The 14,387-nt window shown below is 52.9% G+C and carries 14 protein-coding genes; 6 read left to right on the top strand and 8 right to left on the bottom strand.

The window, feature by feature from the left end; translation table 11 throughout:
• Positions 1 to 4 precede the first annotated feature (4 nt).
• The 4 genes from ABD819_RS16225 to ABD819_RS16210 all read left to right on the top strand — a co-directional run bounded on the left by ABD819_RS16225 (position 5) and on the right by ABD819_RS16210 (position 3,679).
• Complete coding sequence (locus tag ABD819_RS16225) at positions 5 to 1,363, top strand: hypothetical protein (protein WP_345125937.1); 1,359 nt, start codon at positions 5 to 7, stop codon at positions 1,361 to 1,363.
• A 375-nt stretch (positions 1,364 to 1,738) separates the two neighbouring features.
• Entirely contained in the window at positions 1,739 to 2,455 is a 717-nt protein-coding gene (locus tag ABD819_RS16220; RefSeq protein WP_345125936.1) for a hypothetical protein, read from the top strand.
• Positions 2,456 to 2,649: 194 nt separating this feature from the next.
• Positions 2,650 to 2,847: a Dna2/Cas4 domain-containing protein gene (locus ABD819_RS16215; protein ID WP_345125935.1), complete on the top strand. Its 198-nt coding sequence runs from the start codon at positions 2,650 to 2,652 to the stop codon at positions 2,845 to 2,847.
• Positions 2,848 to 3,355: 508 nt separating this feature from the next.
• Entirely contained in the window at positions 3,356 to 3,679 is a 324-nt protein-coding gene (locus ABD819_RS16210) for a hypothetical protein (protein ID WP_345125933.1), read from the top strand.
• Between the two features lie 111 nt (positions 3,680 to 3,790).
• On the opposite strand, the gene grpE is transcribed toward ABD819_RS16210, so the two are convergent.
• Genes grpE through ABD819_RS16185 form a run of 5 tightly spaced genes read right to left on the bottom strand, consistent with a single transcriptional unit; the run spans position 3,791 to position 10,328 of the window.
• Positions 3,791 to 4,264 carry a nucleotide exchange factor GrpE gene (gene grpE / locus ABD819_RS16205; protein ID WP_345125931.1) on the bottom strand — a complete coding sequence of 158 codons (474 nt, stop codon included), beginning with the start codon at positions 4,262 to 4,264 and terminating at the stop codon, positions 3,791 to 3,793.
• Positions 4,245 to 4,532, bottom strand: a complete 288-nt coding sequence (locus ABD819_RS16200) for a hypothetical protein (protein WP_345125930.1) — start codon at positions 4,530 to 4,532, stop codon at positions 4,245 to 4,247. Before ABD819_RS16200 ends, grpE begins: the two co-directional genes overlap by 20 nt.
• 2 nt (positions 4,533 to 4,534) lie before the next feature.
• Positions 4,535 to 7,486, bottom strand: coding sequence for a hypothetical protein (locus tag ABD819_RS16195; protein WP_345125929.1), 2,952 nt, complete (start codon positions 7,484 to 7,486; stop codon positions 4,535 to 4,537).
• A gap of 2 nt (positions 7,487 to 7,488) precedes the next feature.
• Positions 7,489 to 8,013 (bottom strand): LysM peptidoglycan-binding domain-containing protein, encoded by a 525-nt coding sequence (locus ABD819_RS16190; protein WP_345125927.1) that lies wholly within the window; start codon positions 8,011 to 8,013, stop codon positions 7,489 to 7,491.
• Between the two features lie 35 nt (positions 8,014 to 8,048).
• The gene (locus ABD819_RS16185) at positions 8,049 to 10,328 is read right to left on the bottom strand and encodes an Hsp70 family protein (RefSeq protein WP_345125926.1); all 2,280 of its coding nucleotides are present in this window, start codon (positions 10,326 to 10,328) and stop codon (positions 8,049 to 8,051) included.
• A gap of 626 nt (positions 10,329 to 10,954) precedes the next feature.
• On the opposite strand from ABD819_RS16185, the gene ABD819_RS16180 reads away from it, so the two are divergent.
• Entirely contained in the window at positions 10,955 to 11,086 is a 132-nt protein-coding gene (locus ABD819_RS16180) for a hypothetical protein (protein WP_345125923.1), read from the top strand.
• Positions 11,087 to 11,135: 49 nt separating this feature from the next.
• Here the strand turns inward: ABD819_RS16180 and ABD819_RS16175 are convergent, their stop codons facing one another.
• From ABD819_RS16175 to ABD819_RS16165, 3 genes are all read right to left on the bottom strand, one after another.
• Positions 11,136 to 11,612: a DUF1643 domain-containing protein gene (locus tag ABD819_RS16175; protein ID WP_345126002.1), complete on the bottom strand. Its 477-nt coding sequence runs from the start codon at positions 11,610 to 11,612 to the stop codon at positions 11,136 to 11,138.
• Positions 11,613 to 11,886: 274 nt separating this feature from the next.
• Entirely contained in the window at positions 11,887 to 12,162 is a 276-nt protein-coding gene (locus ABD819_RS16170) for a hypothetical protein (RefSeq protein ID WP_345125920.1), read from the bottom strand.
• Positions 12,163 to 12,273: 111 nt separating this feature from the next.
• Positions 12,274 to 12,732, bottom strand: coding sequence for a hypothetical protein (locus ABD819_RS16165; protein ID WP_345125917.1), 459 nt, complete (start codon positions 12,730 to 12,732; stop codon positions 12,274 to 12,276).
• Between the two features lie 947 nt (positions 12,733 to 13,679).
• Here ABD819_RS16165 and ABD819_RS16160 point away from each other — a divergent pair.
• Positions 13,680 to 14,369, top strand: a complete 690-nt coding sequence (locus ABD819_RS16160) for a plasmid pRiA4b ORF-3 family protein (RefSeq protein ID WP_345125916.1) — start codon at positions 13,680 to 13,682, stop codon at positions 14,367 to 14,369.
• Positions 14,370 to 14,387: the final 18 nt, after the last annotated feature.

The raw sequence follows: 14,387 nt of genomic DNA, 5'->3' as shown, positions 1-14,387 counted from the left end.
GCCGATGATTACTTCCGTTATCGGCCGCCAGTTTCTGGCCGCCTACAATGCCGCCTACGGCCTCAACCTCAGCGTGGCTGAGTATTTTGAGGAGCGGTTTATTCCGCTGTTTTTCGACCACCCGAAGTACATTATGCACGGCGGTAATTCCCGCCTCAGCAACCCGCCATTCAAAAAAGGCCAGTACCCCGATACCGCCGACCGTCACAAGCGCATCGGAGAGCTTCTAAACTTTATCCGTACTGACCCGGCTGGTTCCAGCCCGGTAGGCTTTCCGAGTACCGATGTACTGGCCACGACCTCGGGGCAGGTGAGCGGGGCCACCATGCCGGTTTCGGCTGATGAAGTGATGTTTTCGTGGGTGGGCGGGGCACTGGGCGTGGGGGTACAGGGCGCACTGTCGCTGCTGGTGCCGGTGCCGGAGGTACTGCTGGCACTGGAAAAAGGCTGGCATGTGTACCGTCGCCTACTTACTGACCGCCCCGAGCTGCGCCCGAACCAGGTGAATACTTGGAACGGCCAATGGCTGCGCTCCTTTGGAGCCAACCCTAATTTGCTCACTGATGGCATTTTCCTGAGCGATGCTTTTTCGGTAGATAAAGGCATCATGAGCGCCGAAACGGCCCCATGGACCGATGCATTACTGGCTCTGGTGAAACTCTTGCCTCCGGCGGCTCGCGCCCAAACGGTGTACGTGTACAACCTAGGCCAAACCAATACCACGATTGGCTTCGTGCCGGTCGATTTGGTGGGTATTCGCAAGCCTTTCGACTTATACCGCAAGCTGTTTGGTGAGGGTGAATACAGCAGCAACCGCAGCTTTATTCAAAGTCTGTTTGGGTCGGGCTTTGGTTTTCGCCGGGCGTGTCAGGCCGGAGCAATTGGCACCTACGCGCTACTACCGAAAGGCCTGCGCGGCCTGATGCCAGCCACCAAGCCCGGCGAGAAAACCAAGCTACCCGATTTCAGCAAAAAAGATGACTCTCTCCTAGTTACTTACCACGTTTACATTTCCTGGTTACTCGCCATGCTCAACGATGAAACCCTTTGGTCGCGTGCGGAAGAAGCCGCCGACCTGCTGGTGCTGCACAGAGGTGCCGGCAAAAAACTCAGCCGCAGCAACGCCAATGCGGTAGACGACGTGCTGCAAGCCGGCAACCGCCGCAGCTTCATTGCGGCCCTCACGGCTGTAGTGGAAAATGCTCCCGTCGAAACCCTCGATAAGTTCAAGGGCCTGGCTCAGCGGGTAGACACCATGCCGCCCGACAATTTCCCGTATTTCCTCACGCTTGTCCGGTTCTGCTACGCACTGGCCGACCGCCAGCAAACCACTGCCCCGGCGCAAACCGCGTTGGGTATTTAATCATTTTTCTCGCTTTTCGACATGAATGCTTTTCTCTACATCCGGGGCTTGAAATCGGCTTCGCACACCGTTTTTGGCGTGAGCCAGGGGCAAAAATTTTACTACGACCCACAATTTTCTACTCGAATGCCTTATTCCAGCGGGCAACAAGTGAAACGCTCGATGCTCGAAGTTTTCCTAGCCGAGTTGGGACTATCGCCTGCCCCGGTTACGTTCTTATCGAACCTTGACAAGACCGGTAAACTAGGAGAAGGCGAACCGTGGTCGGCATGCGACCCGCGCCATCCCGACCAACTAGTGGGCGGCTGGATGCGCGCGCAGAAAGGCGGCGACAACCGAACCTTGAAGCGCCGTAGCCCGCTATCAATTTCGGCCATGCGCCCATTACATCCACTGCTGGCTGGTATGAGTAGCGAGAACATTACCTTCGACCGCAGCGACCGGCCCACGCTACACAAGGTTATCGTGCGCGATGCCGACGGCAAGGAAATGAGCGAGGAGCAAATACAAGCCCTATTGAAAGGCTCCGACCGCAGCGTACTACGGAAGTGGATTCCTGAAAACACCCGTGCCTCCGGCTTATTCGTGTACGATGTGGCGGTGGACTTACGCACGTTATTCAGCGTTTCGACCAACGAAACCGAGCCGGAAGTGACACCCGCCACTCGCGAGGCGCTGCAAACCGCCGGCTGGCTGCCGGGCCTAAACACTTTCGGCCCGTGCCTGGTGTGCCCGCCGGAGCAGCGTGAGAAGCTTATTCCGGCCTTGGCCAAAGCCCTGCTGGATTGGCGCATTCTAACCAACCAAAGCCGCACCTTCGACCTGATGAAGACGCTGGCCGTGGCTGTTTCGGACAACGCCAATTCCATCGGAGCGGCTATCCGCGCCAAGCTAGTGCCCGAATCGGAAGGCAGCGAGCGGCCCAAAGCCCGTCCCGTGCTAGAGCGCATCGACGGGGTAGACCTGTTTATCACGCCAAGCGCCGCCGAATACGTTTTCACGGAAGAAGAGCGTAGCGACGCATTGGCTTCTGCGGAGCAAGAAATTATTAGACGGCTGCGGGAATTTGATTACGAAGCTCAATCAGCTTAACCGATGGGCAGGGCTGCAGGCGGCAATTCTGCTTGCAGCTCTCGCCTTGTAAGCATTTCCAAAAGCCAAAAATGAAATCCCATCAGCTCTGCTTCAGCTTTGGGGATGCTTGAAAACCAGAGGCACATACCTGCTAATTTTTGCTTCGCGTTTTTGAGTTTCCCGGGGAACGTAGAGCAATTCATCCTTCGCCCGTGAAGCCCCTCATCGCCACCCACGTCAAGTACTACCACTTGTGCCGGCGTAAGCTCTGGCTCTTCGACCGCGACGTGTGGATGGAGCACACCTCGGAGGCCGTGGCGGCGGGCGAGCTGCTGCACCTCACGGCCTACCCCCAGCGGGCCGAACGCTACCGCGAAATCAGCATCGGCGGCAGCAAGGTTGACTTCTAGGAGAGCATCAAAAAGTGTGGGGCAGTCGGGCAGCAGGGCGAGGGGTAGTTGGCTGGTTCATTCCTTTCAGCGGTAAGTACCGCTTCTCAAGGTGACCCTAAGAAGCGGTTGAACCCGACTGCCCCACACTTTCTGATGCTCTCCTGTTACTGGCCTCGGTTAAAAGTTTGGTACAGAAGTTAAACGAGGTGCTTCCAAACGTGGCACATATCGGCTAGAATCCTGCATTCAGAGGGTACCGGAGCTGTTTGTTCAGTCAAATATTTCTGTACAATTTTGCAGACCATCTGCCATTGGGCACATTGGATGAAAAACAGGCCAATTTGTTACAGAAAACTTGTTCAGCAATCAAAGTACAAACAACTCAGCCTATGAGACGGGAAAACTGTACTTTAACGCCCCCGATGGTCACCAGTTTGCTTTAAAGGCATATTTCTCGCTGGGGAAACGCTTGGTCAGTACCTCTATCCGTGCAAAAATGACTGTTGACAAGTTTACCAATTAACTTTTGGACCAAACTTTTAACCAAGGCCACTATCGCAGCGCTCGGGCGTTTGTGGACCCGGCCCGAACCGCGCACTACGACCTCAACCACTTGCTGGCGTACCTGCGCAGCGGGTACCCCCTATTGGCTACGAGTCGTGCGAATTTTCCCTCGCCCTTCACGGGCCACCGCTCCATGGGGTCGCTGTGCTACGTCACGGACGGCACGCGGTGCTGGCTGGATGATTTGGCTGACCACGTGCAGGAGCACCAATTGGCCATCCCCGATGTGTGGTACGCCGCCATCGAAGCCCAGCGCTTTCAGATGCCGGCCTTGACCGAAGCGTAACTGGAGAGCATCTCATTGCCCCCTACCCTTCAAAATCCCCCGGCTACACAAGTGTAAGCAAAACGCTGATTTTTACACCATGAATAGAGTTGCTTACGGCTCTATCAACAATCAGTTCTTAACTACAATCAGCTCAGCCTCACGTAGTACCATGTTGCCTCTAACGTACCCATGATTGATAACGCTTATTATCGTGTCATTGGGCTTCGAGGCATCAGGCTCAGTCTCCACCACCTTTGATAAACCTATAATAAGCCGGTTTTCCGGGAAAGTTATTCGACTTACACCATGCCTCGAAAGCTGTTGCAGCACACGCTTTTGAATAGTGCCATAGCTGTTGATGATTTTTAAAGCTTCCAATCCGTCCTCGTACTTTTCGCGCAGATTTGCTTCCTTGCGCTCAAAGGCATCAAGCAGCTCTATCTGTCCCAATAAGAATTCCCGCAATTGGTCCTGACGTTCCTGTTCTTTATCAGCAAGTTGACGTCGCAAGTCATGAGCCTGTGAAAGATATTCCACAATGTGCTGCTGCAAATCTGCATAGCCAGCCTGCATTTCAACGGAGTCAGAGGGATGAGTAGGCATCAGGTGCTAGAGAGGTGAATGAAACAGGGCTCTCATCAATTGGGAGAACAAAGTTTTTCGGGCGCTTTGCTTTGGGCCGCGAAGGATATAAAAAATCTGCAACCAGCCTTTTAGCAGGGGATTGCAGCTGGCGCTGTGCTGCCTGTAATTCGGCAAGCTGATAACGCTTGGTTTTCAGGTTTTCTACCTGTGCCTTCTTCAGTCCCAGGATGATTTCCGTGCCTGTAGCGTCCTGACTCACTCCCAGTATCTCGTAAGGATTTTTCATGCTCAAAAAACAGGTCTCTTTTTAGTCACCGAAACCATTCGGTCCAGAAGCAAAAGCACTTTGCCTAGCTGAATCCCCGCAGCAGTAAACTTGGGGCTATCATAGGAACTTGGAAACGAACTTATGCTTTGAAATTCACTTAATCGGCGGAATCTACGAAGCGGGCCACTTTCGTCGTTTTCTTCCCTTTCTTCCCACATATCAGAATCTCTGCCTGCTGCAGCTTTAAGGTCCTCTACCGGAATCTTAGCGTTCTTCAGCATTGCATTCAGACTATCCTTTACCGGAACCAGTTCTTCGTTGATAGCCGCAATCAGTGCCCGGGTAGGTTTTTTTCTTGCTTGCCCCAAAACTTGCATTAAGACCGGCAAGCCGACCTGTTTTTTCCCTTCCTTGGGAATAGTTTCATCACTGGCCAGCCTCCCAAAAACAATGCACAGGTTCGCAGCCAGTCTCCCGTCATCCGGAACCCATCCCCATCCTTTTGACAGCCATTGTAAAGCAAGGACCGGTTCCATCGAATCCCTGTTCAATCCAGCTATACACCAGTCACAGATATGGTGGGCCCCAGCCACCCTAAACGGCTCGTAATCGGAGAAATGCGAAACCAGGGCTTCGAATACCGGAACCAGTTCCCCGTCAGCTTCCTGTTTACTTGCTGTTCTGGCTTCATCCGCTATCCGAAGCAATAACCTGTGCTTTAATTTCGGATAATCATCTAATGGAAAACCTGTTAAGCCTGATTGAAGCAGGTTGGGGAAAGTTTTCAGCTTAGCGCGCCGGGGAGGCTCAAAGCAAGTGATTACGTTCTTCTCAAATTCCAGTGCCCTTACGTAACCCTGTAGCACGGATAATTCCGCAGTCGGCTGATAAAACAGCGCGCAATCCAAGACGGCTTCATCCGGCTCTTTTTGATTCTGATAACGGGAGCCTAAGAAAGCAGCAATGCTCTCACTTAAATTCAGTAGACGAGCGGCATGAGGAGCTACAGGCGTAGGACGGGGCACGTTTGTCATGCCTCCCTTGTTAAGCTGTTGCACCAGCCCGGTTAATGCGCTTACCTCTACATCGTAGGCTGCGATAGCTTGACGCTGTAATTGCTCATTGGCAATAGTGTGCAGGGCATCCTCAAAGCGTTGCTTCAGTTCATTCTGGGTATCAGCCAACGCTATGTTAGCCGAATCAGCAGGCAGATGGTTTACGTTCTCCAGTGATTTGGGTATAGCTCTGAGTCCCAATGAACCGGCCAGTGTGAAAGTAAGCTCATCATCCCAGGTTGTTCGCTCCAGCGAAGCCAGCAGCACCTGATTAGAGAAGACAGCTGTTAACCATAATGAAATTACCCATTCATAGTTGCCTGCTGTTATTTGGTTGTTGACAGCCAGTCTTAAACAGACGATGCCTACATTCTTGAGAATTTCCGGGTCAGTATGAAAACTTGGCTGAACAGTCAGCAGGTCCAATAGCTTCAGGTATTCCTCCTGAGCCAGCCCCGCAAGTATTAGTCGTCCGAATACAAAGGGAAGCAGAGCTGATACCTGGCTTCCTGCCTCCGCATCAACCTGATTAACCCGGTCGCAAAGGCCAGGAAGCTCGTCGTGTAATTTCAGCAGGTCAGCATACTGCGCAGCCTCGTCGCGGGCCCTTCTGTTCGCCGCTTCAAGGTCATTGCGGAGTGCTGCAAGGCGCTGCTGGTGTACTGCTTTTGTAAGCAGCTCCGCCTCCGCGATTTTCCCCGTCAGATAGGGAAGATATTGTGTGGCAGTGTCGTACTGTTCATATTCGAGAAAGAGCAGAACAGCTCTGTAAGCCAAGTCAATCTGGACTTTGGGCTCTGCCTGACGGATAATCGTTCCATCATTAACGGTGGTACCCGTGCGGCTTTTGATTGCAACGATACCCTTGCGCACGGTCATGGTAGCGGCCCCTTCTGCATCGTAGTGTGCTTTGTAGGCCTCATGCGCTTTCCCCAGGTCTGCTTCGGCTAATACCCATTGACTTTCCCGCTCATAATGCTCACCACGCAACCGAAGAGTACGTGCCCGCAACGCATGAATCCGTGCCGCTAGTACTGTGGCATTAGCCAGCGCTGGCATTTTTGGGCCTGTTGCGGCTGTCAGAGCCTGGTCAGCACTTACAAGCAAGCTTATGACCTCGCTTACCGCACCTAGAATTTCTGAATGAATTATCGGACTGCCTTTGCGATTGCCCAATGAAGTAGCAAGCGCCAAGTGGCCCTGAGCTTGTTCCAACGAAGCTTTCAACTGAGCTATCGAGCGGGCTTGCTGAACAGTTGCTAGTTGCGCTTGGGTTGGCAACCGAAGAATGGCAGCTGCTGCTTCTACTGCTACGGAATAAGGTCCGGCCAGTATTTTGAGTCCGGCTTCCAATGAAGACTCTGCTCCATTGTAGTCCAGGGACGCTTGCTGTTTGGTTGCCTGGACCAGAAGCGGCTGAATCTTGATTCGTAATAACTCCGTGTGAGAATCTACCAGCTTCTTATAGAGCTTCGGATGTACACCTGAAGCTGTTCGCAGAGCCGTAACACCATCAATCCGCTTTAATCCAGCCTCGTAATGCATGGCGGCAGTTGACCAGTCCTTGCTTCTCTCTGCTGGCACGGCAAGTGCCTCCGTGCTGCTTATGAGCAGAGCCGACGATTCCTTTTCAACTTCAGCCAACAAGGCTGGGTCTGATGAAAGCAGGTTTTTTCTGAGAGCGTAGAGCAGGTCCAGTTCTACTAACACCCCGGTTGCGCCATTTTTTGCGGATGCCAAGTGCGCCTTTGCCAGATGTAGCCGCGCCTGTGTAGCTGCAGCGCTTGGATGAGCATTCTTAACGAGCCATTTTATCTGGTCATCGGCTTTCTCGAACAGGCTGGCACGAATGGCCTCCTCTGCCTTCAATACTCGCTCAGCAGGAGAAAGCAATCCGAAGAATGATAGAATCGACATAGCTATATAGTCACGAGGCGCAAAGATTTGCCAATAGGTAGCTTGCGCGGGTCAGCTATCTGGTTAAGCTGCCTCAATTGTTCCGCTAATTCCGCACGTCCGTATAAGCGCCAGGCAATCCCATTAAGCGTGTCTCCTTTTCTGACCACGTACACGAAACCGGATGCTGCGTTCTTACCCTGCTTCGGGTTTTGGGTTGCGGTTATTTGCTGACGTAGCGAAGCCAGTGAGTCCCTGTAAATAGCAGAAACTGATTGCACATCAGGCAGAGCCACTGCCGCATTTTGGTTGGATGGGTGTTGAGCATTTGGCAATACCCCCATTCGGCCAGCCACAATACCTACCGTCAGCATCAGCGCGCCAACCAGGGCAGGCAATGCCCAGGCTGAACGTTTAGCTGCGGGCCACGCAGAAATACCTGGTGGCGGGGAGACGGGCTGAGCTGCTGAAATACGCAGGCTTTCCAGTAAGCGTAATCCTCTTAAATCAGTATCGCACTGCGGGCAGGCTGAGAACTCAGGCGGCACGTTCTGGCGGTGGCAAACGGGGCAGTCCATATACCTTAAGCCTTTTTGATGCCTTTCGAAATCCTCGAGCCCATGCTCCCGCCTTGGAAATACTTTTCGGCAATGGGCTCTCCTTCTTGCAAAGCCGCAAACGCGCCCGTCTTATCTAGCTGTTCAAAACAGGCTACGGCACGGTCGTGAAGGGCCCTCAAACGGCTGCCGTCTGTAGAGCCGGCTTCATTCGCAAGCTTTGCTGCAAACTTCAGGAAATACAGCTGTATCAGCATGAAGTAGTTATCTGTCAGCTCACCGAGCTTCTGACGTGCCTGAATTGCTTCGAAGCCACTAAACTTGCTGGCAGTTATCAGTTGCTGCATGGCATTAACAACACTGCCCCCAAGCAGTTGAGGGTAGTTTTCGCACATGATTTCCGCAAACAGGACGGAAGAGTCAGTATCATTGCCTTCCTCCTGAGTAGTTATCTCATCGAACTTGGTGCTGAGCTTATATCCCAACTCGGCCCAGCGCGGGTCGCGGGAATTATCAGCCCCGATTGAGTCAGCCGCTTGCAGAGTAGTCACCAGAGCTGTCGTGAAAACGTCGAGTTTCTGGGCGCTATGATTTCCGTTGTTGAATTCCGTTATCAGTGAGTCCACGCGATGCAGAGCAGCATCATCGTACTCACCCCGTCCCAAGGGTATTGGCCGTGCTTTGTTAGAAAAGCCTTTGGGATAGACGTTACAGCTTAACACTTCATCTGCTGACAGTGAAAAGTCGAATACGAACTCACTGTTAGCCGGCATACTTCCCTCGATAGTGGCAAATCCAAACGTCTGGCGTTCGTACTGCCCCCCTTCCACCAGCGTCTGAATCTCCAGCTTCAGGATTCGCTGCTGGTCAGCTACGGTGCGGTATGACTTTGCTTTGCTGGCCGGCAACGGCGTTTGCTTTTCAAAAAGCAAATCCATCGTAATAGCCCCGGTGTCCTCGTCTGTCAATGCGACGAAAAGGTCGTGTTTAGCTGTCAGAGCCACTTCTTCCACACCGCGTTGCTTCACCTCGGAACTGACATCATAACCACAGCTCGGGCAGTGGTCAGCTGATTGTGGTACAGCCAGGCCACAACTCGGACACTCGTACGTTTCGCTCAGGCTTTGCGCAAGCATTGCTGCTCCTTCGGCCACTGCCAGCATTGGCTTCTTGCTGCTCCGGACTTTGCCTGCCCCGAAACGCTCGCTCATCAACTGTTTAACCAGGGGAATGCACGAGGAGCCACCAACCAGCAAAAAGGTATCCACCATATCAGGCGTATAGCTCATTTCAGCCAGCAAGTCCTCGGTCAGCGTGACCGTTTTCTCTACGAAAGGACGTATTAACTGCTCAAATTCGCTCCTGGTCACGGTCAAATCAATGTCGATGGTGTTACCATCCTCATCTTCCAACAAATCTTCCAGCAGCAGGCTGGCGGACATCGTACCGCTAAGCTGAATCTTAATAGCTTCTGTTTGCTCCCGAAGCAAAGCCAGGATTTTATTGCGCTTCCTGGCTGGTTGGTCATCAATAAGCTTTTTCAGGCTGCTGATGCTATAGTTTTTCTCTACTTGGCGGTATATATAGGCCTGTAATGCTTGGTCCATGTCATCCCCGCCCAGCCACCGGTCTCCACCGGCACCCATTTCTATTCCGGTGCGGTCAACAAGATTGAGAACGGACAGGTCAAACGTGCCCCCGCCGAAATCATAGACAAGTACTGTCTGGATTTCGCCGGGCTTTAAAGAGTCCACGCAGTAAGCAAAAGCGGCGGCTGTCGGTTCTGCCAACAGACGCAATACTTTGAGACCTGCATAAGAAGCCGCTAAACGCGTTGCATTTTTCTGCTTCTCGGTAAAGTAAGCTGGTACTGTTATCACCGCGTGGGTCACTTCGCCTCCCAACTTCTCTTCAGCATCTGCCTTGAGTTTTTTAAGAATTTCAGCGCTGATTTGTTCGGGTGTATAGTGCTTCCCGTTTAGCAGCACGGCCACTGAATCATCAGTACCACCTGGTAATGGTACAATTCCATACCGGTAGTAGTTGGACCGCTTCTTCATGCCTGACACCATATCGCCTGAAATGGCACCTCCCATTAGGCGTTTGACAGACAGGATTGTGTTTTCAGGGGTGGTCTTTAACAAATTGAAGGCATGACTTCCAACCAACAACTCATCATTTTTTAATGCAACACAAGAGCGGGTATTTTCCTCTCCTTCTTTGTTACGTACAATTTCTACATCTTTTGTTTTAAAAGCTACTACCGAGTTGGTAGTACCCAAGTCAATGCCTATAGTTTTTTTCATAAAAGCGTAAAAAGAGTCACCAATGGATTGTGGAGCGACGAAGATATGCTAATCATCACCTGCACTGCTCTAATTGTATTAATTTTCTTTTCTAATCCATTTCATTGCAGTTGGGTGTTGACCGCCACCAGGCAATAAAGTTCTGTGGTTAGCTCTTCAATAGATTTGCTGGCTGCTTAGCATTTTGAGTCACCCTTGTCATGAAAACCACGTGCAGAAAAGTATACTCCATGTTCGCCAGCAAGAGATTTGTATCAGTGAACCCGACTCTTTAACTCCTGTTTTTGGGCGGTTCGCCGTCCGGCGGGGCGCGTGGGAATCTGGTATAGGAAAATATGGCTTTCTAGACCACGCCTCACAATGGCTTGTGGTAGTTTTAGCCCCGCTCAAATATCTTGAGTGCGTTCACCTTGCCGCCTGTTTTTTAAACATCCAACTGTTTCCTCCCCATCGTTTGCAGCACCGACATCCCAGCCATGACAAAATCAACTAAGAAGCCGCTTTACCTGCGGATGGGCAACCGGCCGGATTCGCCCCCTCCGGGCCCTTGCCAACCGCTCGGGACGGGTGGCAAACGAAAGCGGGTGGTTATGGGGAATGGGAAAGCGCAGGCAGCCGGTCCGTTTTTGTCCGGTCGACCGACCCGGCCGTTTCGCCACCCGATTTTTGTTTCCGAGGCCGAATACGACCGGTCGGTGGAGAGCATCGTGGCGCGAATCCGGAGCGGGCAGGTGCAGGCCCGCACCCCCGACGAGTAGCCGCCGGGACCGGCCCCGTGCAGGACGGAACAGGACGACGCGTTCCACTTTAGCGTGTATACCCGACCGGTTGCGTAGCAGCCGGTACGTACAGCGGATGGCGCGGGGCACCGGTCCTCGTCTGCCCTAGGCACAGCACCTGCCCGGCCGCCGCGCGCAACTGCTGCATCAAGGCCGCCACCCGGCCGGAGTCGCCGTGGTTGCCCCAGGCGGCGATGACCTGTGCGGCTCCGGCCACCGCTTCGAGCAGATGCGCGTCGTTGTCCGTTCCATTGGGCTGCGCGGCTTTTTTCAACTCTGCCGGGAACGAGGTGCGGAAGGAGTATAAGTTCACTACCTCAAGCCCGCCGAAGCCCCAGGCGCGGGCAAATCCAATGCAGCGGCGAATGGTTGGGTCGTCCTGGAAAGCGTCAGCTGTGCTTGGATTTAGCATCACAAAACAGACCGAAGGCAAGGATGCTTCCCAACGTCGACTTAAACGATACCGATGCCGACCGCAACCACAGAGTAGGGCACTACATTGCATGAACAAATCTGTCATTGTGTTCAATGGTAATACGAATTAGGCGCAGCAGATGCTTTGTTACGATTTCTTTTTGCCTGGCTTAGTCGATTCACCGAAGAACTTGGAGCCATACGAAAGCGCGAGAACAACCAACACTGTTGATACAGAAACTTCTATAAGTAATTACATTAATTAAAAAGCGGGTTTTTACCTAGCCAATGTACCTTGATGAATGTCGAAGAAGCGGGCAGGTGGAGGATATCGCCTACGCGAAACCGGTAGCCGCAACCAAATATCACTGTTCTGCTTGCGGCACCCAGTTGGGCAGCCGCACGAACATCGCGTAATCAGCGAGGCGGTCGTCATCACTACCCGCTTCAAAAGCAAAGCAGTACTGTACTTCGTTGGTTTCAGTGTCGTAGGTCAACTCGACGAAGAATCCCCCGGGCATCCGGTACAGCAACACGGCTTCGTATACCTCCTGCCAACGAGTGGCTACGTAGGCACCCGTGGCATAAACGGATGCGAGTTGGCTATCTTCTGACAGCAGGGTAAACTCGTGGAAATTCATGGGAAGCAGGGTGGATACTGTCCGAAAGCTGCGGCTTTTCGCCCGAATTGCTTGTTCACTTGGAACATGGTTAAGACCTTTTAACTTTTGGACCAAGCTTTTAACCAATGCTTATTTAGGGCCGAGCAAGCTAGGAAAATCTATCATTTTCTCCCTTGCTTCTCTCACAAAGTCTTCTACGTCGTACTCTCGCTCACTACCGTCAACTTCGATAAAAGTGAAGCCATCGCAATACGCCACGATTTTTTGGCATGCATTCGCGTAGTGGCCACCTGAAATATACTCGTTCCGAAGGATGCCCTCTTTCAACGCATAAGTCATCGTGAATTTATCAAAAGGCACCGCTTCCATTGGCTTAGTGCTCCATATCAGCCCACTGGCAATGGTAAGGCCGATTCCATCGAGGGAAGACAGTCCATCGAGCAGAGAATCGTAATTTTTACCCCATTTTCTGAAGCAACTCTCAATCCGGTGCAGGCTGCTGATACAATGCTGCTTATGCGAGCTGCTGGCGTGCATAGCAGGCCAAAGGTCATCGAAAAGCCGGTAGATGTCTTTCGGATATATCATACCTGCGAAAATAGCCACATCTAACAATGCTGCAACTCAAGTTTTAGCTAATACCAATTTAGATTGGTTCTTCTCGCACAGTGCTGACGCGCCAATGGCCCTGGTTTAGAGTTAGGCACAAAGATTCAGCGAGCGGGCCGCAGATTGCGCACAGGACTGCGCGGGTGTTTGGGTCACATAGCTCCACGCGGATGAGTCGCTAAAAACGCTGCAGGGATAGCTGCGCAGGTTGACCAGCCCAGCACCAGAATAACTATGCGCCACCAAGACAGCGTACCGGCTACAATGAGGTAAGGAGACATCACTTGGGCTGCTTTGCCAACAGACATTAGCCCTGTCTCGACCTGTGTAACAACGCTTGGCATCACAAAGCCGGGCAGCGTGGGTAGTAAAATACCGGAAGCTATCCGTTTAGCCTTTGAGCCCAACTTTTAACCATGGTCAGAGGTGACCCGGCTGAGCCGGCACGGCAGTCTGTAAATGATGACCCCCAGCTGGTGGAACAGCCGGGGGTCGGACGTGAATGGCACAGCTTCCTCACTTCTACTTAATGAAACGGGAAGGCAATATAGCGCCTTAAAGAAATAAGTCCAACTGACCTGGTGGACTCAGCGAACAGCCCGGCAACAAGAATTGGCTTACTGCAGATTGCTTGCCTAATCCCTTACTCCAGATGAGGCTCCGGGCCAATGGTACGGTCCCATTTTATATGGTACGGTCCCATTTTATACAGCTTCCTGACTGAGCGAACAGACAGCAAGAGGCTGGTTGAATCTACTCCTCTACCCAATCCAACTGCAGGCAGCTTTCAAAGCCGCCGCGAGTCAGGCGACGTTGCTCCTGCACTTCCTGCATCTGGGATAGGGGAGAGCATCAAAAAGTGTGGGGCAGTAGGGGTGAACCACTCTCTGGCTTAACTTCGGAGCCCTTCTCTATCGGTGACCGCCATGCCCCCTCCAGTTGCCCTGCCTTCCGCCGGCGATGACCGGCTGGTGGCGGTCTACCAGCTCAAGATTCATCTGCTGGGCATCAGCCCGCAGATTTGCCGGCGCGTGTTGGTGCGGGGCGATACGACGCTGGCCGAACTGCACCACGTCTTCCAGGTGGTGATGGGCTGGGACAACTGGCACCTGCACAGCTTCAAGCTCTGGGGCAAAGAGTACGGCATGCCGTACGCCGGCGGCCTCTACTTTGCCGACGACGCCCGCCGGGTCCACCTGGGCGATTTCCCGTGGCGGGCGAACGACAAGTTCACCTACACCTACGACTTCGGCGACTACTGGCTCCACCAGGTGCGAATCGAGAAAGTACTGCCTCCGGCCGCACTGGTGAACCATCCGGTGTGCGTGAGTGGCCGCCGGGCCTGCCCACCCGAGGAAGTCGGCGGCCCCAGCGGCTACGACCAGCGCACGCTCGACCAGTTCAGCTGGGCCTACGAAGCTCAGGACCGCTTGCTGGCCGGTGAGGATATTCGGGAAGACGACGTGCCGACCTGGTTCTGGACCTATCGGCCAGAGTATTTCGACAAGGAGCTTGTTAACCAACGGTTGGCCAAAGTGTATCAACTAAAGGGTAATCCCGATTTTCTGTACTCGCAGGGCAGCTACGACTATTTCTTCGCGGATTTGAAATCTTGAAAGCTGTATCAGAAAAAC

This window comes from Hymenobacter antarcticus, assembly GCF_039539545.1.
Classification (GTDB): domain Bacteria; phylum Bacteroidota; class Bacteroidia; order Cytophagales; family Hymenobacteraceae; genus Hymenobacter; species Hymenobacter antarcticus.
This window is presented reverse-complemented; position numbering and strand designations above follow the sequence as displayed.

What these genes read in the sequence shown, in the direction of transcription:
- ABD819_RS16195 (WP_345125929.1), bottom strand. Translation starts at nt 7,486, where the DNA reads ATGTCGATTCTATCATTCTTCGGATTGCTTTCTCCTGCTGAGCGAGTA.
- grpE (WP_345125931.1), bottom strand. Translation starts at nt 4,264, where the DNA reads ATGCCTACTCATCCCTCTGACTCCGTTGAAATGCAGGCTGGCTATGCA.
- ABD819_RS16165 (WP_345125917.1), bottom strand. Translation starts at nt 12,732, where the DNA reads ATGATATATCCGAAAGACATCTACCGGCTTTTCGATGACCTTTGGCCT.
- ABD819_RS16185 (WP_345125926.1), bottom strand. Translation starts at nt 10,328, where the DNA reads ATGAAAAAAACTATAGGCATTGACTTGGGTACTACCAACTCGGTAGTA.
- ABD819_RS16160 (WP_345125916.1), top strand. Translation starts at nt 13,680, where the DNA reads ATGCCCCCTCCAGTTGCCCTGCCTTCCGCCGGCGATGACCGGCTGGTG.
- ABD819_RS16200 (WP_345125930.1), bottom strand. Translation starts at nt 4,532, where the DNA reads ATGAAAAATCCTTACGAGATACTGGGAGTGAGTCAGGACGCTACAGGC.
- ABD819_RS16170 (WP_345125920.1), bottom strand. Translation starts at nt 12,162, where the DNA reads ATGAATTTCCACGAGTTTACCCTGCTGTCAGAAGATAGCCAACTCGCA.
- ABD819_RS16225 (WP_345125937.1), top strand. Translation starts at nt 5, where the DNA reads ATGATTACTTCCGTTATCGGCCGCCAGTTTCTGGCCGCCTACAATGCC.
- ABD819_RS16220 (WP_345125936.1), top strand. Translation starts at nt 1,739, where the DNA reads ATGCGCCCATTACATCCACTGCTGGCTGGTATGAGTAGCGAGAACATT.
- ABD819_RS16175 (WP_345126002.1), bottom strand. Translation starts at nt 11,612, where the DNA reads ATGCAATGTAGTGCCCTACTCTGTGGTTGCGGTCGGCATCGGTATCGT.